General features: G+C 32.5%; 19 protein-coding genes. 13 read left to right on the forward strand and 6 right to left on the reverse strand.

From position 1 onward, the window contains the following. Positions 1 to 6: 6 nt before the first annotated feature. Together GMA11_RS03700 and glmS are read right to left on the reverse strand one after the other, a co-directional pair. Complete coding sequence (locus GMA11_RS03700; RefSeq protein ID WP_163545872.1) at positions 7 to 339, reverse strand: zinc ribbon domain-containing protein YjdM; 333 nt, start codon at positions 337 to 339, stop codon at positions 7 to 9. 8 nt (positions 340 to 347) lie between these two features. Beyond that, entirely contained in the window at positions 348 to 2,138 is a 1,791-nt protein-coding gene (gene glmS / locus GMA11_RS03705) for a glutamine--fructose-6-phosphate transaminase (isomerizing) (protein WP_163545873.1), read from the reverse strand. 341 nt (positions 2,139 to 2,479) lie between these two features. Here glmS and GMA11_RS03710 point away from each other — a divergent pair, with 341 nt between their 5' ends. The 9 genes from GMA11_RS03710 (at position 2,480) to GMA11_RS03750 (ending at position 9,900) form a co-directional block, all read left to right on the forward strand. Continuing rightward, on the forward strand, positions 2,480 to 2,650 hold the full coding sequence (locus GMA11_RS03710) for a hypothetical protein (protein ID WP_163545874.1): 171 nt from the start codon (positions 2,480 to 2,482) through the stop codon (positions 2,648 to 2,650). Beyond that, positions 2,631 to 4,541 (forward strand): PTS sugar transporter subunit IIA, encoded by a 1,911-nt coding sequence (locus GMA11_RS03715; protein WP_163545875.1) that lies wholly within the window; start codon positions 2,631 to 2,633, stop codon positions 4,539 to 4,541. Before GMA11_RS03710 ends, GMA11_RS03715 begins: the two co-directional genes overlap by 20 nt. Next, positions 4,534 to 4,821, forward strand: coding sequence for a PTS sugar transporter subunit IIB (locus tag GMA11_RS03720; protein WP_163545876.1), 288 nt, complete (start codon positions 4,534 to 4,536; stop codon positions 4,819 to 4,821). The genes GMA11_RS03715 and GMA11_RS03720 overlap by 8 nt, the downstream gene beginning before the upstream one ends. A gap of 3 nt (positions 4,822 to 4,824) precedes the next feature. Next, entirely contained in the window at positions 4,825 to 6,177 is a 1,353-nt protein-coding gene (locus tag GMA11_RS03725) for a PTS ascorbate transporter subunit IIC (protein WP_163545877.1), read from the forward strand. Positions 6,178 to 6,189: 12 nt separating this feature from the next. After that, a complete protein-coding gene (locus GMA11_RS03730; protein ID WP_163545878.1) occupies positions 6,190 to 6,909 on the forward strand; it encodes a transaldolase in 720 nt (239 codons plus the stop codon). A 106-nt stretch (positions 6,910 to 7,015) separates the two neighbouring features. Continuing rightward, positions 7,016 to 7,921, forward strand: coding sequence for a UDP-N-acetylmuramate dehydrogenase (murB, locus tag GMA11_RS03735; RefSeq protein ID WP_240332462.1), 906 nt, complete (start codon positions 7,016 to 7,018; stop codon positions 7,919 to 7,921). Next, positions 7,914 to 8,246 (forward strand): metal-sulfur cluster assembly factor, encoded by a 333-nt coding sequence (locus GMA11_RS03740; RefSeq protein WP_163545880.1) that lies wholly within the window; start codon positions 7,914 to 7,916, stop codon positions 8,244 to 8,246. The genes murB and GMA11_RS03740 overlap by 8 nt, the downstream gene beginning before the upstream one ends. Continuing rightward, on the forward strand, positions 8,243 to 8,650 hold the full coding sequence (locus tag GMA11_RS03745) for a DUF1934 family protein (RefSeq protein ID WP_163545881.1): 408 nt from the start codon (positions 8,243 to 8,245) through the stop codon (positions 8,648 to 8,650). Before GMA11_RS03740 ends, GMA11_RS03745 begins: the two co-directional genes overlap by 4 nt. 23 nt (positions 8,651 to 8,673) lie before the next feature. Next, on the forward strand, positions 8,674 to 9,900 hold the full coding sequence (locus GMA11_RS03750) for a peptidoglycan bridge formation glycyltransferase FemA/FemB family protein (RefSeq protein ID WP_163545882.1): 1,227 nt from the start codon (positions 8,674 to 8,676) through the stop codon (positions 9,898 to 9,900). A 396-nt stretch (positions 9,901 to 10,296) separates the two neighbouring features. Here the strand turns inward: GMA11_RS03750 and sdaAA are convergent, their stop codons facing one another. From sdaAA to hpf, 3 genes are all read right to left on the reverse strand, one after another. Further along, positions 10,297 to 11,202, reverse strand: a complete 906-nt coding sequence (sdaAA, locus tag GMA11_RS03755; RefSeq protein WP_163545883.1) for an L-serine ammonia-lyase, iron-sulfur-dependent, subunit alpha — start codon at positions 11,200 to 11,202, stop codon at positions 10,297 to 10,299. A 13-nt stretch (positions 11,203 to 11,215) separates the two neighbouring features. Beyond that, on the reverse strand, positions 11,216 to 11,902 hold the full coding sequence (locus GMA11_RS03760) for a serine dehydratase beta chain (protein WP_163545884.1): 687 nt from the start codon (positions 11,900 to 11,902) through the stop codon (positions 11,216 to 11,218). 87 nt (positions 11,903 to 11,989) lie between these two features. After that, positions 11,990 to 12,541 carry a ribosome hibernation-promoting factor, HPF/YfiA family gene (hpf, locus tag GMA11_RS03765; protein ID WP_163545909.1) on the reverse strand — a complete coding sequence of 184 codons (552 nt, stop codon included), beginning with the start codon at positions 12,539 to 12,541 and terminating at the stop codon, positions 11,990 to 11,992. A gap of 154 nt (positions 12,542 to 12,695) precedes the next feature. On the opposite strand from hpf, the gene GMA11_RS03770 reads away from it, so the two are divergent. Beyond that, a complete protein-coding gene (locus tag GMA11_RS03770; protein WP_163545885.1) occupies positions 12,696 to 13,922 on the forward strand; it encodes a peptidoglycan bridge formation glycyltransferase FemA/FemB family protein in 1,227 nt (408 codons plus the stop codon). Between the two features lie 45 nt (positions 13,923 to 13,967). Here the strand turns inward: GMA11_RS03770 and GMA11_RS03775 are convergent, their stop codons facing one another. Next, entirely contained in the window at positions 13,968 to 15,641 is a 1,674-nt protein-coding gene (locus tag GMA11_RS03775) for a polysaccharide biosynthesis protein (RefSeq protein WP_163545886.1), read from the reverse strand. A 156-nt stretch (positions 15,642 to 15,797) separates the two neighbouring features. Here GMA11_RS03775 and GMA11_RS03780 point away from each other — a divergent pair, with 156 nt between their 5' ends. The 3 genes from GMA11_RS03780 to GMA11_RS03790 are packed head-to-tail and all read left to right on the forward strand — an operon-like array spanning position 15,798 to position 18,875. After that, on the forward strand, positions 15,798 to 16,358 hold the full coding sequence (locus GMA11_RS03780) for a dUTP diphosphatase (protein WP_163545887.1): 561 nt from the start codon (positions 15,798 to 15,800) through the stop codon (positions 16,356 to 16,358). A 9-nt stretch (positions 16,359 to 16,367) separates the two neighbouring features. Then, positions 16,368 to 17,744, forward strand: coding sequence for a DNA repair protein RadA (radA, locus tag GMA11_RS03785; protein WP_163545888.1), 1,377 nt, complete (start codon positions 16,368 to 16,370; stop codon positions 17,742 to 17,744). Positions 17,745 to 17,765: 21 nt separating this feature from the next. Continuing rightward, the gene (locus GMA11_RS03790) at positions 17,766 to 18,875 is read left to right on the forward strand and encodes a PIN/TRAM domain-containing protein (RefSeq protein WP_163545910.1); all 1,110 of its coding nucleotides are present in this window, start codon (positions 17,766 to 17,768) and stop codon (positions 18,873 to 18,875) included. Positions 18,876 to 18,885: the final 10 nt, after the last annotated feature.

Raw genomic sequence — 18,885 nt, forward strand, 5'->3', positions numbered from 1 at the left:
TGTGTCCTATATTTTTTTTACAAATTCTGATTTTAATTTCATGGCACCAAATTCATCAATTTTACAATCAATGTTGTGATCACCTTCAACAAGACGTATATTTTTTACTTTTGTACCTTGTTTTAAATCTTTTGGTGCACCTTTAACTTTTAAGTCTTTAATAATACTTACTGTATCTCCGTCTTGTAGTAAAGTACCGTTAGCATCTTTTACAGTTAATTCTGTTTCGTTAACATCGTCTAATGTAAATTCATTGGCACATTCTGGACAAATGATGACATGATTGTCTTCATAAGTATATTCAGATTGACATTTTGGGCAGTTTGGTAATTGTTCCATAAATCCTCCTATTCTACTGTAACGCTTTTGGCTAAGTTTCTTGGTTTATCTATATCATATCCTAATTCTAAAGTTGCATAATAGGCAAGTAATTGGGTTGGTATGATTGAAATAAGTGGAGAAAAATAGTCGCAAACATGAGGTAATAAAAATTGGTCTTCTTGAGTTGCGAATGTTTCATCTACAAAGGTACATGTTTTTGCACCACGTGCTTTTACTTCTTGAATGTTTCCTCTTGTGTTTAAGACAAGGTTTTCTTGTGTCATGATAGCAAAAACAGGAGTATTTTCTTCAATTAATGCTATTGTACCATGTTTTAATTCTCCAGCTGCAAAACCTTCTGTTTGAATGTATGAAATTTCTTTTAGTTTTAATGCAGCTTCTAAAGAAACAAAATAGTCTAAACCACGTCCAATAAAGAATGCGTTTCTTGAATGTGCTAGAAAATCTTTAGCAATCTCATGAATGGTTTCTTTTTGTTCAATAATGCTTTCCATACCATTGGCAACAAGAGATAGTTCATGTTTTAAATCAAATGATAATGGTTCTTTTGATAGTACATAAGCAAGGATTGCTAATACAGAAATTTGTGCTGTATAGGCTTTTGTTGATGCAACAGCAATTTCTGGTCCTGCATGCAATAATAATGTATAGGTTGCTTCTCTTGATAGTGTAGATCCTGCCACATTTGTTATCGTTAAGGATGGATATTTAAACTCATTGATTTTAACGAGAGCTTGTCTGCTATCAGCTGTTTCTCCACTTTGTGAAATAAAGATAAAGAATGGCTTTTCTGATAAAAGTGGTAGTTGGTATGAAAATTCACTAGCAATGTGTACTTCAGTTGGTATTTTTGCAAATGTTTCAAGGTAATATTTTCCAATTAATCCTGCATGATAACTTGTTCCACATGCAATAATATATATTCTATCACATGATTGAATAGTTGTTTTAATGTCATTTGGGATAGTTAGTGTGTCGTTTTGTGTATAAGATTTAATAATTCGTCTTAAAACAGCAGGTTGTTCATCAATCTCTTTTAGCATGTAGTAAGGATAAGTACCTTTTTCTATGTCCGTAGCATCTATTTGTGCTGTAAAAGGTTCTCTTGAAATAGGTATATCGTCTTTTTCTATGATAATGGTATCTTTTGTTAACACAACAAATTCTTTGTCGTGTAATTCGATAAATTGATTGGTTTGTTTAATTCCTGCCATTGCGTCACTGCATACCATATTGAAGTCTTTTCCAACACCAATTAACAGAGGGCTTTTATTTTTTGCCACAAATAATGTATTTGGTGTTTGTGCATCAATGAGGGCAAAAGCATACGAACCATGAATTAAGTTTAATACTTTTTTAAAAGCATCTTTTGTTGATAATGCGTCTTTTTCAACAAATAGAGCAATAAGGCAAACAATGATTTCAGTGTCTGTTTGTCCTTTTAAGTGTATATGTTGTAAGTAAGTTTCTTTTAATTCTTTGTAATTTTCAATGACACCATTATGAACAAGTGTAAAACGTTGATTGTAAGATTGATGAGGATGTGCATTGACAAGACTTGGAACGCCATGTGTTGCCCATCGTGTGTGTCCTATTCCATAAGTTGCAGGAATAGAAAAATCTGTGTGATTTTTTAATTGAGCAATAGGTCCTACTTCTTTAAATAAATGTCCAACTCCGTTAGATACAACGTAAATACCGGCTGAGTCGTAGCCTCTGTATTCTAATGTTTGTAATCCGTCTAATAAAATTGTTTGTGCTTGTTTGTTACCAATGTAACCGACAATTCCACACATGTTAACCTCCTAAAAAATAAATTTGCTTTTTAGGTGAATGAATATATGTTTGTCAATAAGTATTGTTTTGTTATATTCTTTAGATTTCACAAACCTGAAGTCATCCGCCGAATGTTCGATAAACTTCTTCCTCGTCACCAATTTAATGGTCTGGCGCTATCTTTATTCCTTTCTAAAGTCTTTCTAAAAAGCATACCATATTATAAAGTATTTTTAATAGATGTCAAAAAAATGGATTATCTTTGGCACAAATGAAATTGTTTTCAGTAGCATTTATTTGTGCCAAATTTCTTTTGATAACGTTTTAAAATTGCTTTATATTAGTAATGGGAGGAATTGAAATGTTATTGAATGAGCTCATTAAAAAAATTCCAATTTTTTCTAAATATCATGCACACAAAATAGAGGAATTTGAAAAAATTTTAAATACGAATCGTCGAGGATTATTGTCAGATATTGAAAAAATGAATAGTTTTTTTTCAAGAATACAGTATGCCAACTATTTTGATTGAAAACGATAGGATATATGTACCAAGTATTACAGAAACGGATATATTTTCTAAAATAAAACATCGTATTTATGACTATGCTGGACAAACAGAACGTTTGTATTTGATGATTTTATATATTGTGACAAATAAACAATTTGTGTCAAATTATCATTTACAAAGTTTATTGCAAATGAGTAAAAATTCTATTTTACTTGATTTAAAAAAATTAAAAGAAAAAATATCTATTTTTGATGTAACGGTACATTATACAAGAAGTAAAGGATACCATTTTAAAGGAAGTGCATTATCCATTCGTCAAATGATTGAATATGCCATTGATCATTTATTATTGTTTGATACTGGAAAATGGTTAATTCAGTATATTGCACTTGAAAATGATTTAAATTTAAAGATAGATGATATAACGGCTTTATTTATTGAAACAGCAAGAGAATGTCATTGTTATTTTATTGCAGAGAAATCAAAAGAAGTCTGTTATTTGATTAGTATTTTAAATGAAATCGCTTTAGAAGAATGTGTTGTTTTTACAGATATAAATGAAAAAAATTTATCTTATACACCTGCTTACATCATTACTGAAAAATTAGTTGAAAAATATCCGAATATAGAAAGAGAAAAATTATTTATTTTTAGTCGTATATTAGGGTGCCTACAAGGAGAAAAAGAAGATTTTTCGAATCGTGAGGTCTACGATATTATGAATAAAATTATTGATTTAGTAAAAGCAAATACAGCAGTTCAATTTGAAGATTCATTATTATTCAGAAAAAATTTATATCATCATTTAGTACCGTCATATTATCGTCTATTATTTGGTATTCATTTAATCAATCCACTAAAGGAACAAATTATGAAAGAATATCATGCTTTATTTTATTTGATTAAAAAAAGTTTAGCTCCTTTAAGTGATGTTGTTCAAAAACCGATTAGTGATGATGAAGTTGCTTATTTTACTATACATTTTGGTGGATATTTAAAAATGATAAAGACAACAACGAAAAAATCTTTAGTTGCTTTATCCGTTTGTCCAAATGGTATTAGTTCTTCTTTATTGTTACAGTCAGAATTAAAAGCACTAATGCCAGATATTTTCTTTAAAGAAGTTCATCAATTAGATGATATAGAACATCAATCTCTCGATGATTACGATATGATTTTTTCAACAGTTTTTTTTGAATCTTCTAAGAAAGTTTATGTTGTGCAGCCGTTAATGAATGCTATTGAAAAATTGTTATTAAAACGAATGGTATATGAAGATTTTCAAATTCATCAAGAACAATACATAGATATTAAAGAAATCATGAAAATTATTTCTACATATACAACCATTCATGAATCGGTTTCTTTAGAAGATGCATTGATGCATTATTTTGTGGGTAATCAACAAGCAAGTATCAATACGGAGGGATTAGCATTGACAACATTATTGGATAAAAAATTAGTCCAACAAGTAGAAAGTGTCAGTGATTGGAAAGAAGCAATTCATATTGCATCGAAACCTTTATTAGAGCATGGGTATATTCAATCAGCTTATATAGATGACATGATTGCATCTATTCAAACATTAGGACCATATATTGTTTTGGCACCAAAAGTTGCTGTACCTCATGCAAAACCTGACAATGTTTATAAATTAGGTATTAGTTTATTGCAGTTAAAAGAAGCAGTTGATTTTAATCTTTCAGAAGAAAATGATGAAGATAAAAAAGTGCATTTAATTTTTGTGTTAGCAGCTGTGGATTCTATTTTACATTTAAAAGCATTACAACAATTAGCAAGTATTTTAGATGATGAAAATGCTATTGAGTTAATGATTCAAGCAAAAACAGTTGATGAGCTGATGTCTATTATCGAGCAAACAGTACAAAAAGGAGAGGATGAAGATGATTAAAATTATTACGGTATGTGGCAATGGTATCGGCAGTAGTTTGTTGTTGAAAATGAAAGTTGAAAGTATTGCTAAAAGTTTAGGTATTGATGTTGTTGCAGAGTCATGCGATTCAAATGCAGCAACTGGTCAACAAGCAGATTTATTTGTGACAGTAAAAGAATTTAAAGATATTTTTCCAGAAAATACACGTGTTTGTATTGTTCAAAGTTATACAAATCGTAAAAAAATTGAAGAAGATTTAATACCAGCATTAGAATTATTGAAAAATGAGGAGGTATAGAAAATGGAATTTATTAAAGATATTTTAAGTGAGCCGTCTTTTTTAATGGGATTGATTGCGTTTATTGGTCTTGTTGCGTTAAAAAAACCTGCACATAAAGTCATGACGGGTACATTGGGACCAATTTTAGGTTATTTAATGTTAGCCGCTGGAGCAGGTGTTATCGTTAATCATTTATCTCCATTAGCAGAAATGATTCAAAAAGGATTTCATATTACAGGTGTTGTGCCAAATAATGAGGCAGTAACTTCCGTTGCACAAAAAATACTTGGTGTTGAAACAATGTCTATTTTAGTCATGGGACTTGTTTTTAATTTACTAATTGCTAGATTTACACGTTATAAATACATCTTTTTAACAGGTCATCATAGTTTCTTTATGGCGTGCTTATTATCTGCAGTTTTAGGTGCTTTGAAATTTTCAGGAGTAACATTGATTATCGTTGGTGGATTTATTATGGGTGCTTGGTCTGCTATTTCACCAGCTATTGGTCAAAAATATACTTTAAAAGTAACTGACGGTGATGAAATTGCCATGGGACACTTTGGTAGTATAGGTTATTATTTATCTGCTTTTATTGGAAGTTTAGTTGGTAAAAATAGTAAAAATACAGAAGATTTACAAGTATCTGAAACGTGGAGTTTTTTAAGAAATACGACAATTTCTACAGCTTTAATTATGGTGTTATTCTACTTGATTGCTGCTATTGCGGCAGGTCCAGAATTTGTGTCTACTTTATCTGATAGAAAAAATCCATGGATTTTTGCTGTAACAAGTGGGTTAACATTTGCTGTTGGTGTAGCTATTGTTTATGCCGGTGTTCGTATGATTTTATCTGATTTAATTCCTGCCTTTGAAGGTATTGCTACAAAAATTATTCCGAATGCTGTTCCAGCAGTGGATTGTGCTGTATTTTTCCCTTATGCACCAACAGCCGTTATTATTGGGTTCGCATTTAGTTTTTTAGGTGGATTTATTGGTATGTTGATTTTAGGTGTTACAGGTGGTGTACTCATTATTCCTGGTATGGTTCCTCATTTCTTCTGTGGTGCAACAGCAGGTATTTATGGTAATGCAACGGGTGGTAGACGAGGTGCGATGATTGGTTCTTTTGTTAATGGTTTATTATTAGCCTTTTTACCAGCTTTATGTTTACCAGTTTTAGGAAATTTAGGATTCAGCAATACAACTTTTGGTGATGTTGACTTTGGTATTTTAGGTATTTTACTAGGCCGTTTAGGTGAAGGTTTTGGACAAATTGGTATTTTTGTTATCGTGGGCTTATTAGCATTGGTTTTAGTGATACCATCATTTATGTCTAAATCAAAAGAAGCGTTAAATAATAAAGCGGAATAAAGGAGCATATATATGGCTGAAGATTTAACAATTAAAATTTATTCAGACGGAGCAGTTTTAGAAACGATGTTACATGATTTATCATTAGGAATCGTAACAGGTTTTACAACTAATCCTAGCTTAATGAAAAAAGCTGGGATTGATAGCTATATAGATTTTGCTAAAAAAGTATTAGCACATATTAAAGATTATCCAGTTTCTTTTGAAGTATTTGCAGATGACTTAGAAACAATGGAAAAAGAAGCAGAAGTATTGAATGCTTTGGGAGAGAATGTTTATGTGAAAATTCCTGTGACAAACGGAAAAGGAGAGTCAACAGCACCTTTAATCGAGCGTTTGTCACAAAGAGGCATCAAGTTAAATGTAACAGCAATCTTTACACTAGAGCAAGTTAGAACGGTTGTTGATTCTTTAACAAGTGGTGTGCCATCTATTGTTTCTGTTTTTGCTGGAAGAATTGCTGATACGGGTGTTGATCCAATGCCTATTATGCAAAAATCTTTAGATATTTGTCGAGAGAAAAAAGCGATTGAGTTATTATGGGCAAGTCCTAGAGAAACATTTAATATTTATCAAGCAAATGCTTTAGGTGTAGACATTATTACGTGTACATCAGATTTAATTCAAAAATTAAGTTTAAAAGATAAAGATTTAACGCAATATTCATTAGAAACAGTACAAATGTTTTTAAGAGATAGTCAAAGTTTAGGATTTTCAATTTTAACAGATTAAACAAGAGCTAGTTGGGTACATCTCAACTAGCTCTTATAATTTTAAGTGCTTTTTTTTTCATTTTGTACTATTATAAAGTTAAGCTTAATAAAGAGAGGCAATGAAAATGTGGAGAAAAGAATTGTTAGATGTATTTCCAACAATCAATATTTTGCTTGATGAGCCATTAAACCGTTATACATATACGAAAACGGGTGGAAAAGTAGATGCTCTTGTGTTCCCAGAAACGAAAGGGCATATTCGTGATTTAGTATTATTTTTAAATGATAAAAAAATTCCATTTTTAGTGTTGGGAAATGCTAGTAATGTGATTGTGACAGACGGAGGTATTCGTGGCGTTGTCATTATGCTTGAGAAAATGACTAATCTTGTGGTGGACGATACGACAGTTCGTGTAGAAAGTGGTGTTGTACTTACTGAATTAACAGACTATGTTGCACAACAAAGTTTAACAGGTTTAGAGTTTGCTTGTGGCATTCCTGGAAATGTTGGGGGTGCTGTATTTATGAATGCTGGTGCTTATGGTGGTGAGATAAAAGACGTTTTATATTCTGTGGATGTTGTGACAAAAACGGGGGAGTACAAAACTTATACGAATAAAGAAATGGTATTTGGATACCGTCATAGTTTGATACAGGAAACTGGCGATATTGTTGTACAAACGACTTTTGTTTTACAAAAAGGTCATAAAAAAGATATTCTGGCAGAAATGGACCGATTGATGCAATTAAGACGAGAAAAACAACCATTAGAGTATCCGTCTTGTGGAAGTGTTTTTAAACGTCCAGAAGGGTATTTTGCAGGAAAGCTAATACAAGATGCACATCTACAAGGGCATCGTATTGGAGGAATAGAAGTTTCTAAAAAACATGCGGGATTTATGGTCAATGTTGATTCTGGTACAGCGACGGATTATAAGCAGTTGATCGCTTATGTTCAAGAAAAAGTTTATGAAGTATTCGGGGTTCGTTTAGAAACAGAAGTTCGATTTATAGGAGAAGAGAATGAGTGAAGTAAGTCAAGAAATGATCGAAAAAATCAAAAATGATATTTTAGAGGCTTTAGAAAATGTGATTGACCCAGAGTTAGGCATTGATATTGTTAATTTAGGTTTAGTCTATGGTATTGAATTAGAGGAAAAAGGGCATTGTCATATAAAAATGACACTAACAACGGTGGGCTGTCCTTTAGCAGATATGATTATTGAAAATATACAAGAAGAATTATTGAAATTAGAACATGTTCAAAGTGTTGATGTTGAATTAGTTTGGGAGCCCGTTTGGACAACTGATAGAATGTCACGCTATGCTCGTATTGCACTAGGAATAAGATCATGAGAAAAGTAAAAATAAATTTTATATCAACCATTAAACAAGAGAATGTTTTAAAAGTAAAAAAAGAATATATTGGTCATCTCATAGAGAAAAATCATTGTTACTATTTGCGTTACAAAGATGCTGAGTATGGAAAAGTGACTGTGAAATATGATAAAGTCACACATACCATCACGTGTTTGTGGGAAAATCATCATGTCAAACGTATGGTATTTTCAATGGAGTATGTCACGGAAATGCTTTATCAATTACCACAATCTCATTTGTTGTTAGATGTGCATACAATGATGTTAAATGTGGATATTTTTGAAGATTTATTGAAAAAAATAGTATTTGCATATCAGTTAAAAGAAAAAGATGATATTTTTGGAGAATACACAATTCAATATGATATACGTCCTTGTTAAGAATAAAAATAATGGAGATAAATATGAGTGTTATAGTCAAAAAAGTAACAGATGAGATTTATAAACAAAGTCAGTTAAATTATAGTACGAGTAATTTTTTACAATCAACGGAAATTGCGAGTACGCAGTTAGAAAGAAGAAATTTTTTAGATAGTCAGCGTGTTGTCTTTGAGAAGAATGGACATGTGATTGGTCAAGCCATTATCAATATTCGTAAAAGGTATCGTTTTTTTAAGGAAGCAATTATTTTACAGGGACCTTTGTTAGATTATACAAATATGGACATTGTCAAAGAATGTTTTGAAGCGTTGGAGATATACTTTAAACATGAAAAAGTATCACGTTTTATGATACATCCTTATTTAATTCAACAACAAATAGATACGTCATTAAATATTGTAAAAGACAATCAGTACAATGATGTTATTGACTATCTAACATCATGCGGTTATGTACATACGGTGCATTCGGAAGATACGGTTCATGTTGTTGGGCAAATGTTTGTAAAACCATTGCATCAATATGACAATGAAGAAGCCATTTATGATGCATTTTCGAATGCTTTGAAACGTGATTTGAAAAAGTTTGATGAATCACATGTCAAAGTTCGGGAATTACAAGAAGATGAGTTAGATACATTTTATCGTATTCTAGTGTCGACAGGTGGCAGAAAAGGTTTTGCTGTGCAACCCTTTTTATATTTTGAGCTATTGAAAAAATATTTTAAAAAAGATGCACGTTTTATGTTGGCATATTTAGATTGTAAAGCGTATACGGATTATTTGCAAAATAAGATTGATGCTTTTCAAAATCGCATTGTTGAACTTGAAAGTAGCCCTTTAAGCAAAAAAACAAAAGGGTATATAACAGATGCTAAAGATCAATTGCAAAGTTATGTCAAACGTCAAGAGCAGTTTGAACAGCTACATGTGACAGAAACATTTTTACCGTTGTCGTCCTATTTGTTCATGTGTTATGGGCAAGAGGTTGTTTCGATTTTGGGTGGTTCTTATCGTGAGTATTTGAATTTTGGTGGTTCGACGATGATTAACTGGGACATGATTCGATATGCATATCGTGAAAATAAGGATTATAATTTTTACGGTACTATTGAGGTGGCGGATAGCCAAAATAAAACGGGAAACTTCAATTATAAACGTCAATTTGGTGGCGAGCTGAACGTGTTGATTGGTTCGTTTACTAAAACAATAAATCCATTGATGCACTTGGTTGAGAAAATAAAAAAATAGACGTGCGAAGATGATACATCCCCTCCTTACTGGTTTGTCCAGTAAGGAGGGGATGTATCATCTGTTGTCTTCGTGCTTTATTTTTTAGATGAGTTATTTGTATATTTTCTATTTTTGTTTTCTCCGATTGGCATTAGTATATTACTGGCTATCAATTCAGATAATAATTTTGTTCTGGAAGATTTACGTTCTAATCATTCTTCTATATCCTTTGTTGAAAAACATTTGTTTTCACTTGGGAATTGAATAATACTCTCTGTTTTTCTATCTTTTATCGCCGTTTTTCTCTATGTTTTTCTCTATATTTTGTCATGTTCTTTAAATTTTTTATACAATGTAAAATGAACTTGTTTATGTAAAAAATGCAATGACATCGTGGAGAAGTCATTGCATTTTTTAGTCTGTATTATCAGGGTGTATCGACATATCTCTGCCTAGTATTTTTATAGCAATATCAATACCTGTTTTTGTGGCTGCTGTACCACCTAGTCCGGTTTCTTTTAATTCTCTTGGCATGCGTAGTCCGATAGAACGCATCGCATCAATCGTTTCATCGGCTGGTATTGGGTTGGTAATCCCAGCAAGTGCCATATCGGCAGCGATGAGAGCATTTGTTGCACCAATAGCATTGCGTTTGACGCAAGGAATTTCCACTAGACCTGCAACGGGATCACATACAAGACCTAGTAAGTTACCAAGTGAGATAGAAAAAGCTTCTGAGCATTGTTGTGGTGTGCCACCAGCTGCTTCAACAGCAGCTGCGGCTGCCATAGCGGAGGCACTTCCGACTTCAGCTTGGCATCCACCAACGGCACCGGCAATCATGGCACGGTTAGCAACAACCATACCAAATAGAGCAGACGTGAATAAACAACGAATTTGTTGTTCTTTTGTTAATTTTAGTGTGTCTGCAATGGAAAAAATAACACCGGGTAAAGTACCACTTGCACCTGCTGTAGGTGTGGCACAAACGACACCCATAGCGGCATTGACTTCATTTGTGCCTAAAGCATATTGAACACCGGCTAGAACAGCGTCGCCAGAGAGTGTTTTACCATTTTCTCTATATTTTTTCATTTTAACGGCATCTCCTCCAGTTAAACCTGTTGGAGAAAAAACACCATCTCCAGTTGAGCTTCTCTCTACTGCTTTTTTCATCACATCTAAGTTTTTTTCCATTTTTTCCCATATCACATGTCGGGGTAAATCTGTTGTTTTCATTTCTTGTTGAATCATCAGTTCTGATATGGAGCATTGATGTTGATTAGCAGCATCAATAATCTCTTTAATCGTCATATACATAAAGTTGTAACTCCTATTCTAAAATATAAAAAGTTTCGTGTTCCAAAATGCGATACAATTCTGTTTTTATATGATTGGTAATGAGTTGTCCTAATTCAAATACATATAAAGTATGTGTTTCATTTTGCGTTTCTTTTATATCCAGAATGTCCATTTTTAGTTTTGTAAATGTATCTTTTAAGTGTTGTTTTAATAATGTGTTTTTTGTTAAAAGCACTACAATCGGAATAGGACCATTTGGTTCAATGACAAATGTATCTAATTGTAAATAACGAACTTCTACCATGCCTCCACCGATAGATGTACCAATAAGACGTACAATTTTATTATTATGACGTAGTGTTAAATCTGCTGTGTTAGCATGATTAACAGGACTTGGATGATTATCTTCAATAAATTCAATGTCTATATTTTGTGAAAGAGCAATGTTTACAGCATTAGGAACACGTGCATCGTCCATTTCAAAACCTAAGACACCACTAATAATAGCATAATCTGTTCCATGTCCTTTATGCGTTTGTGCAAAGGACTCATAATATCTGCAAGAAATACTAGTAGGTGTTCCACCAAATAAAGTACGGGCTAAAGCACCGATACGAATAGCGCCTGCTGTATGTGAGCTTGACGGTCCAACCATGATAGGTCCGATAACGTCAAAGCAACTTTTATAATTGATAGCTTTTAATTCATGGTGCTCCATATATTGAGTCCTTTCTTTGTTTAGTGTTTTGCATAAAAAAAGTGAAATCCCTATATAGTATAAAGGAAATTTCACTTTTTATCCATATTATCTTTCAGCTTCAATCAAACCATATTTTCCATCTTTACGACGATATACCACACATAGTTCTTCTGTTTCAATGTCAATGTAAGCAAAGAAGTCATGTCCTAAAAGGTTCATTTGTAATAATGCTTCTTGGCTATCCATTGGTCTAAATGGAATACGTTTGATACGTGCAATTTCTAATTCATCTGTTTCTTCATCTTTAGTAGTTTCTACTGGAGATGTTGTTGGTTCAAAAGAATATCCGTGTTCACGCGATTTCTTTTGAATTTTTGTTTTATATTTGCGAATTTGTCTTTCTAATTTTTCAATGACTAAATCAATACTACCGTATAAGTCACTTGTTGTTTCCTCAGCACGTAAGACAATGTAAGGTAAAGGAATGGTTACTTCAACTTTTGCATTTTTGTCTGGATAAACTTTTAGATTAACATGGGCGACAACATTTGGTACGTGGCTAAAATATTTTTCTAGCTTTCCAATTTTTTTCTCGTTGTATAGGCGTAGTGCCTCTGTTACTTCGATGTTTTCTCCCCGAATATTGAATGTTAACATAATCATCGCTCCTTTATATAACATTTATGAATGTTTATTCATGCTTCTATTATAGCATAAAAATTTAAATTTGTCTGAAAACGTTTAATAAAAAATAAAGATAAATTTTTATGCTATAATTTAAGGATAATTTATTGATAAAGGAGGAAAAATTATGCAATTTTTGGAATTGGATATAGACACATTAAAAGCATATCAAATAAAAAATACATCTCGCTATTTTTTCTCGCAAAGTTATGACTATGCACGTATGGCAGAAAAAAATAAGTTAAAACATCGTATTCTTGCCGTAATAGAAAATGATACATTATTGGCTTATGGTATTTTTTTGTATTTTAGACATAAAAAAATATTTTATCGTGTGACAGCACAATATGGTCCGATAATGGATTATACAAATAAAGAGTTGGTTACTTTTTATTTTAAGCAGATTAAACAATATTTTATGAAACAGTGGCGTGTGGTATCTGTTAGAGTAAATCCATTCTTATCTCAACGTTTTTATGAAGATGTGACGTATATGGGTGATAATCAAGTAGCTACAGATGTGGATGCTATTTTATCTAATTTACAATTTAAAGCATTAAATATGGATATGTTTGATGATTTAACATTGCCAACACAATGTGTTTATACGAAGTCATTAGGTGATATAAATGGAAAAGATTTATTGAAACAATTTCCTCAAAAAACGCGTTATACTATCAATAAAACGATGAAGGAAGGCGTTTTAGTTAGAGAAATAGATATATTTGATACACATGATGCTCATATTTTCAATACAATCAATAAGGAAACGGAATTGAGAAATGGTGTTAAAACAAGAGATATTGCTTATTTTCAAACGATGAAATCTGTTCTGGGTAAGCATGTTCATTTTATGGTGACCTATATAGATTGTCCTGTTTATTTAGAAAATATAGAACAAACGATTGATCAGTTAGAGCGTGAACAATTAGATTTATCTGAAAAACTAGCATTAGGAAAAGTGAATGTTAAGAAAACGGAAAATAAATTGAAAGAACTGAAAGAAAATACGGTTGTTTGGCAAGCAAAACGTGAAAAAACTCTTGAGTTGCAAGCACAAGAGGGGGATATGATTTATTTATCGTGTGCTAGTTTTATTGAATCGGGTCAAGATTTTATTTATTTTTCAAGTGGAAGCATGGATAAGTTTAGTCGTTTTGAAGGTCCGTCTGCGATGATTTATACAATGATGCTATATGCTATTAAGAACAAATTTATGTATTTTAATTTTTATGGGACATCAAAACAATTTTTAGAGATGGATGCAGCTGATTATGGCGTTTTGCAATTTAAGCGTAGTTTTGAAGGAAATATTGAATACTTTATGGATAATTATGAATTAAAACGATTTTAAAAGCTGTGAAAAAATAGAGTAAACCGGTGTTGGTTTACTCTATTTTTATAGATTCCATTTTTTCAATAATCGTCTGAATTGAAGTGCTTGTTTTGGTAAAATACTGTCCATAATATTTAATTTTAATGTAAAGTAAATATAGGTAAGACCACCAAAAATAGCTGTTATAAAGACAATAAATAGGTTTGCCATATTATTGTTTGCTGGTAATAGGATAACCAATATGTTGTAAATGATTAAGGATACAGCGGTCATGGCTAGCGTGGCAAAAATAATATTAGTCGTTTTTTTGATGATGTATGTTGTATCAAATTTTGTTAACTTAAAGAGTTCATCGAATAGATAAATGGTTGCTAAAATGGTTGCTACAACAGAGGATAGACCGGGACCATTTTCTTTAAAGATAGCTGTTAAAATAAGTGTAAAGGTTAATTTTGATAAAAGTAAAATGGATAAACTTTTAATAGCAATCATGTGTTTTCCTGTACTTTGTATGATGCTGACGAACATACTGAAAAATCCAGTAATAATTAAGTTAATGCAAAAGATTTTTAAGACATGTGCACCGTCGATTGAGCCGTAAAAAACAGCATAAATAGCATTAGATACGATGAATAAACCAATGGCACTTGGAATGACTAAAAAGCAAAGTAATTCAATGTCTTTTGTTACGGCTAAAGATAATTGTTTTTTGTCTTTTCTATGGTATAGTGCGGCAATGTTTGGAATAGCACTTGCTGTAATTGCCATAGTGATAGAGCCGACAATATTTGTTAATTTAGCGGCATTAGCACTAAACCAAGCAAATGAATTGGCAATTTCGTCTTTTGTCATTGTTGAAAATTCGTTCATAATGCCGTTGTAGCTGAAGTTATCAATCAGTGCTAATAAAGATGTTCCGGTACTCATGACAACAAAAGGAATAGAATCTTTTAAGACAAGTTTAAAGCTGTCTAAAATAGAAAAAGAAACGGTTTGTTTGCCGAGTTTTATTTTTTCAAAAATATAGTAACGTTCTTTATACAATTCAAACAGTAAAAAGATGAGTGTGACAAATGCTCCAATAAATGCTGCAAATGTTGATTGTGATACAGCCTCAACTAAAGAGCCTTTGGCTATTTTCATAATATAAAAAGTAGCACCTAGCATGTATGACACACGTACGACTTGTTCTAATATTTGAGATAAAGCAGGTGTTGTCATCTGCTGGAATCCTTGGAAAAAGCCTCTTAGTAAACTAATTGGTGGGATAATTAAAATAGCAGGTGCAAGAGAGCGTAGAATGAGTACACTATCATTGACATTACCTGTTGGTACAACGCTTATGGAAGCGATATAATCTGCTAATCCGTAGAATGTTAGGCAAGAAAAAGCTCCTAAACCAATCATGATGAGCATACTATTTTTGAAAAGTGACATACTGGCTTTGTATTCGCCTCTAGCGTTGAGTTGAGAAATTTGTTTTGTAATGGCTAATGGAAAACCTGCCGTTGCAATATCCAAAAATAAAATATAGGGTGCATAGGCAAGTGCATATAGTCCATTGGCAACATTATAGTGTTCTCCAATCCACCTTGACCAAGGGATAATGTATAAAGCACCGATAATTCTTGAAATCAGCAATCCAATAGATAGCCATGCTGTTCCGTGTAACATTTTTTCATTTGTTGATAGATTTTCTACTTTGGAAAATTTATTTTGTTTCGTTTTATTTAACACAATGATTCTCCTTACGAGATAAAATGTAAGTATATTATACATTCTTTTACTCTTAATAACAATTTTTTAAAAAATTGTAGGTGAAATCGCACGCAATAGTTCAAAATAAGTCAATTTTTTGGTATAGTAGGAATAGCGACTTTTAGGAGGTTTGACATGAAAAGAGGATTTGAAGTAATTAGTCAATATAAAGATAAAAATATCAATTTACCAAAACGTGCAACACATAAAGCGGCGGGGTATGACTTTGAATCTGCTGAAACGATTGTTTTACCAAGTATTTGGAAAATCATCTTTAAGTCAGTAGCGATTGATGCTAAGCAGTGGATTTACGATACTTTTTTATCTAAGGAAACACAAGAAGAAAGACAAGAGCGTGAGAAAGCGTTAAAACCAATTTTAGTGCCAACGGGTATTAAGGCGTATATGCAAGAAGATGAGTATTTACAATTAACAAACCGTTCAAGTAATCCATTAAAACATTTTTTAGTATTGCCTAATGGTGTGGGTGTGATTGATGCCGATTATTACAATAATGAAAGTAATGAAGGACATATTTATTTTCAAATGTGGAATTTTGGGTTGACGGATAAAGTGATTGAAAAAGGCGATCGTATTGGACAGGGCATTTTTATCCCGTTTTTAAAAGCGGATAATGATGAAACTGTCGGTGCAAGAACAGGTGGGTTTGGTTCATCTGGTTCTGCTTCACATTAGAGGATTGATATGGCGAAGAAAAAAGAAATAAAATATGTCTGTCAATCGTGTGGTTATGAATCTGCTAAATGGATGGGAAAATGTCCAAATTGTCAGCAGTGGTCAACCTTAGAAGAAGAAACGGTACATGTATCAAATCAAGCTGTGTCAAAGCGTCAAGATTTTTCAGGAAATACAACAAAAGCACTTCCTATTAAAGATATTTTATATACAAAAGAAAATCGTCTATCCACAAGAATAGATGAGTTAGATAGAGTTTTAGGTGGAGGCATTGTATCGGGGTCACTTGTGTTAATTGGAGGGGATCCAGGGATTGGGAAATCGACGTTGTTATTACAAGTATCTGCTCAATTACATGCATTAAAACAGCGTGTTTTATATGTGTCTGGAGAAGAAAGTGCCAGTCAAATTAAAATGCGAGCGGAGCGTTTAGGCATTAAAGACGGAGAGTTTTATATTTATCCAGAAACCGATATGACAAGTGTTTTACAAGCCATTGAAACGATAAAACCTCAGTATGTCATTATCGATTCCATTCAAACAATGGTACATGAGCAAGCGTCCTCAGGTGTAGCGGGCAGTGTTTCTCAAATAAGAGAGAATACGGCTACGTTGATGCATACGGCTAAAGCGAATAATATTGCTATTTTCATTGTTGGGCATGTGACAAAAGAAGGGACAATAGCCGGGCCTAGAATGTTAGAACATATGGTTGATACAGTATTATATTTTGAGGGAGAAAAACATCAAAGTTTTCGTATGTTAAGAGCGGTGAAGAACCGTTTTGGTTCAACGAATGAAATAGGTGTTTTTGAGATGAGTCAACATGGTTTGAAGCAAATTAAAAATCCATCTGAATTTTTCCTTGAAGAACGTATCAAAGGTGCTAATGGTTCAGCTGTTGTGGTTTCGGTTGAGGGAACACGTCCTATATTAGTTGAAGTTCAATGTTTAATTACGCCAACAGCATTTGGGAATGCAAGACGTACAGCAAGTGGGTTAGATTATAATCGTGTGGCTTTAATTATGGCTGTTTTAGAAAAAAGAGCTGGTATGCTTTTACAAATGCAAGATGCTTATTTTAAAGTGGCAGGTGGTGTTAAATTAGACGAACCGGCTATTGATTTAGCGATTGCTGTGAGTTTGGCATCTAGCTATTGGGAGAAGGAAACTGCTTTAACTGATGCTTTTGTTGGTGAAATTGGTTTAACTGGGGAAATAAGACGTGTTAGTCAAATTACGGATCGCATTAAAGAAGCGAGTAAGTTAGGATTTAAACGTATTTTTATTCCAAAAAATAATTTGGTAGGTTTACCAGAGTATAAAAATATTGAAGTGATAGGCATTGCTACTATAAAAGAAGCATTACATATTATTTTTAAATAGAGGTTGAGTATGAAAAAAAATATTGGAAAATATATTATACATTTTATTTTCACCCTCGTTGGTAGTAGTGTTGCGTTATTATGGTTACCAACGGTGTGGGAACTATTATCCATGAAGCATGGCTTATTCGAAAAAGATATTACAAATATTGTAATTGGTGGTATTTTTGGTTTATTATGTTCATTTCTCTTATCGAATAAGATTATTGCTATATTAGAGTCAGTTGAAAAATTTTTAGATAATAAATCACCATTGTATTTATTATTCGGAAGTATAGGTGCTATTGTTGGATTGGTGATTGGTACCTTATTGAGTATTATTTTTAATTATATTCAAATACCCGGTGTTTCGGATATTTTACCAGTTGTCTTAATCGTATCTTTTGGCTATTTAGGATTCCGTGTTGGAACAAGACGTCCAGATAATTGGAAAAAAGTTGCGCAGCAATTAAAACCTCAACAAGTTGAAACTGAAATTTTACAAAGACGAGAGGGCGATACATTTTATCGACATAAAGTATTGGATACGAGCGTGATTATAGATGGTCGTATTGCCGATATTGTTGATACGGGTTTTTTGGAAGGAACTTTAGTTGTACCATTATTTGTTGTTCATGAGTTGCAATATATTGCAGATTCGGCAGATTCATTAAAAAGAGCAAAAGGTCGACGTGGGTTAGATATTTTGAATAGATTGCAAAAATCAGAAAGTATCACTGTTGATATTTACGAGGGAGATTTTGAAGATATTCCAGAAGTAGATAGCAAACTTGTGAAATTAGCCAAAGTTTTAGAAGGTACGGTCTTAACGAATGACTATAATTTGAACAAAGTTTGTGAATTTCAAAATGTAAAAGTGTTAAATGTCAATGAATTAGCCAATGCAATTAAACCGGTTGTCTTGCCTGGAGAAGAGATGACGGTATTAATTGTCAAAGACGGAAGTGAGCGTCAGCAAGGCATTGCGTACATGGAAGACGGTACGATGATTGTTGTTGAAGATGGAAAACATTATATGAATGAGCAGCTAGATGTTGTCGTAACGAGTGCGTTGCAAACGGCAGCGGGACGCATGGTTTTTGCAAAACCAATTCATTCACAAAGAAAAATAAAAGAACATCATAAAGGATAGAAAGAAGGAT

Source organism: Granulicatella sp. zg-ZJ, assembly GCF_010892355.1.
Classification (GTDB): domain Bacteria; phylum Bacillota; class Bacilli; order Lactobacillales; family Aerococcaceae; genus WM01.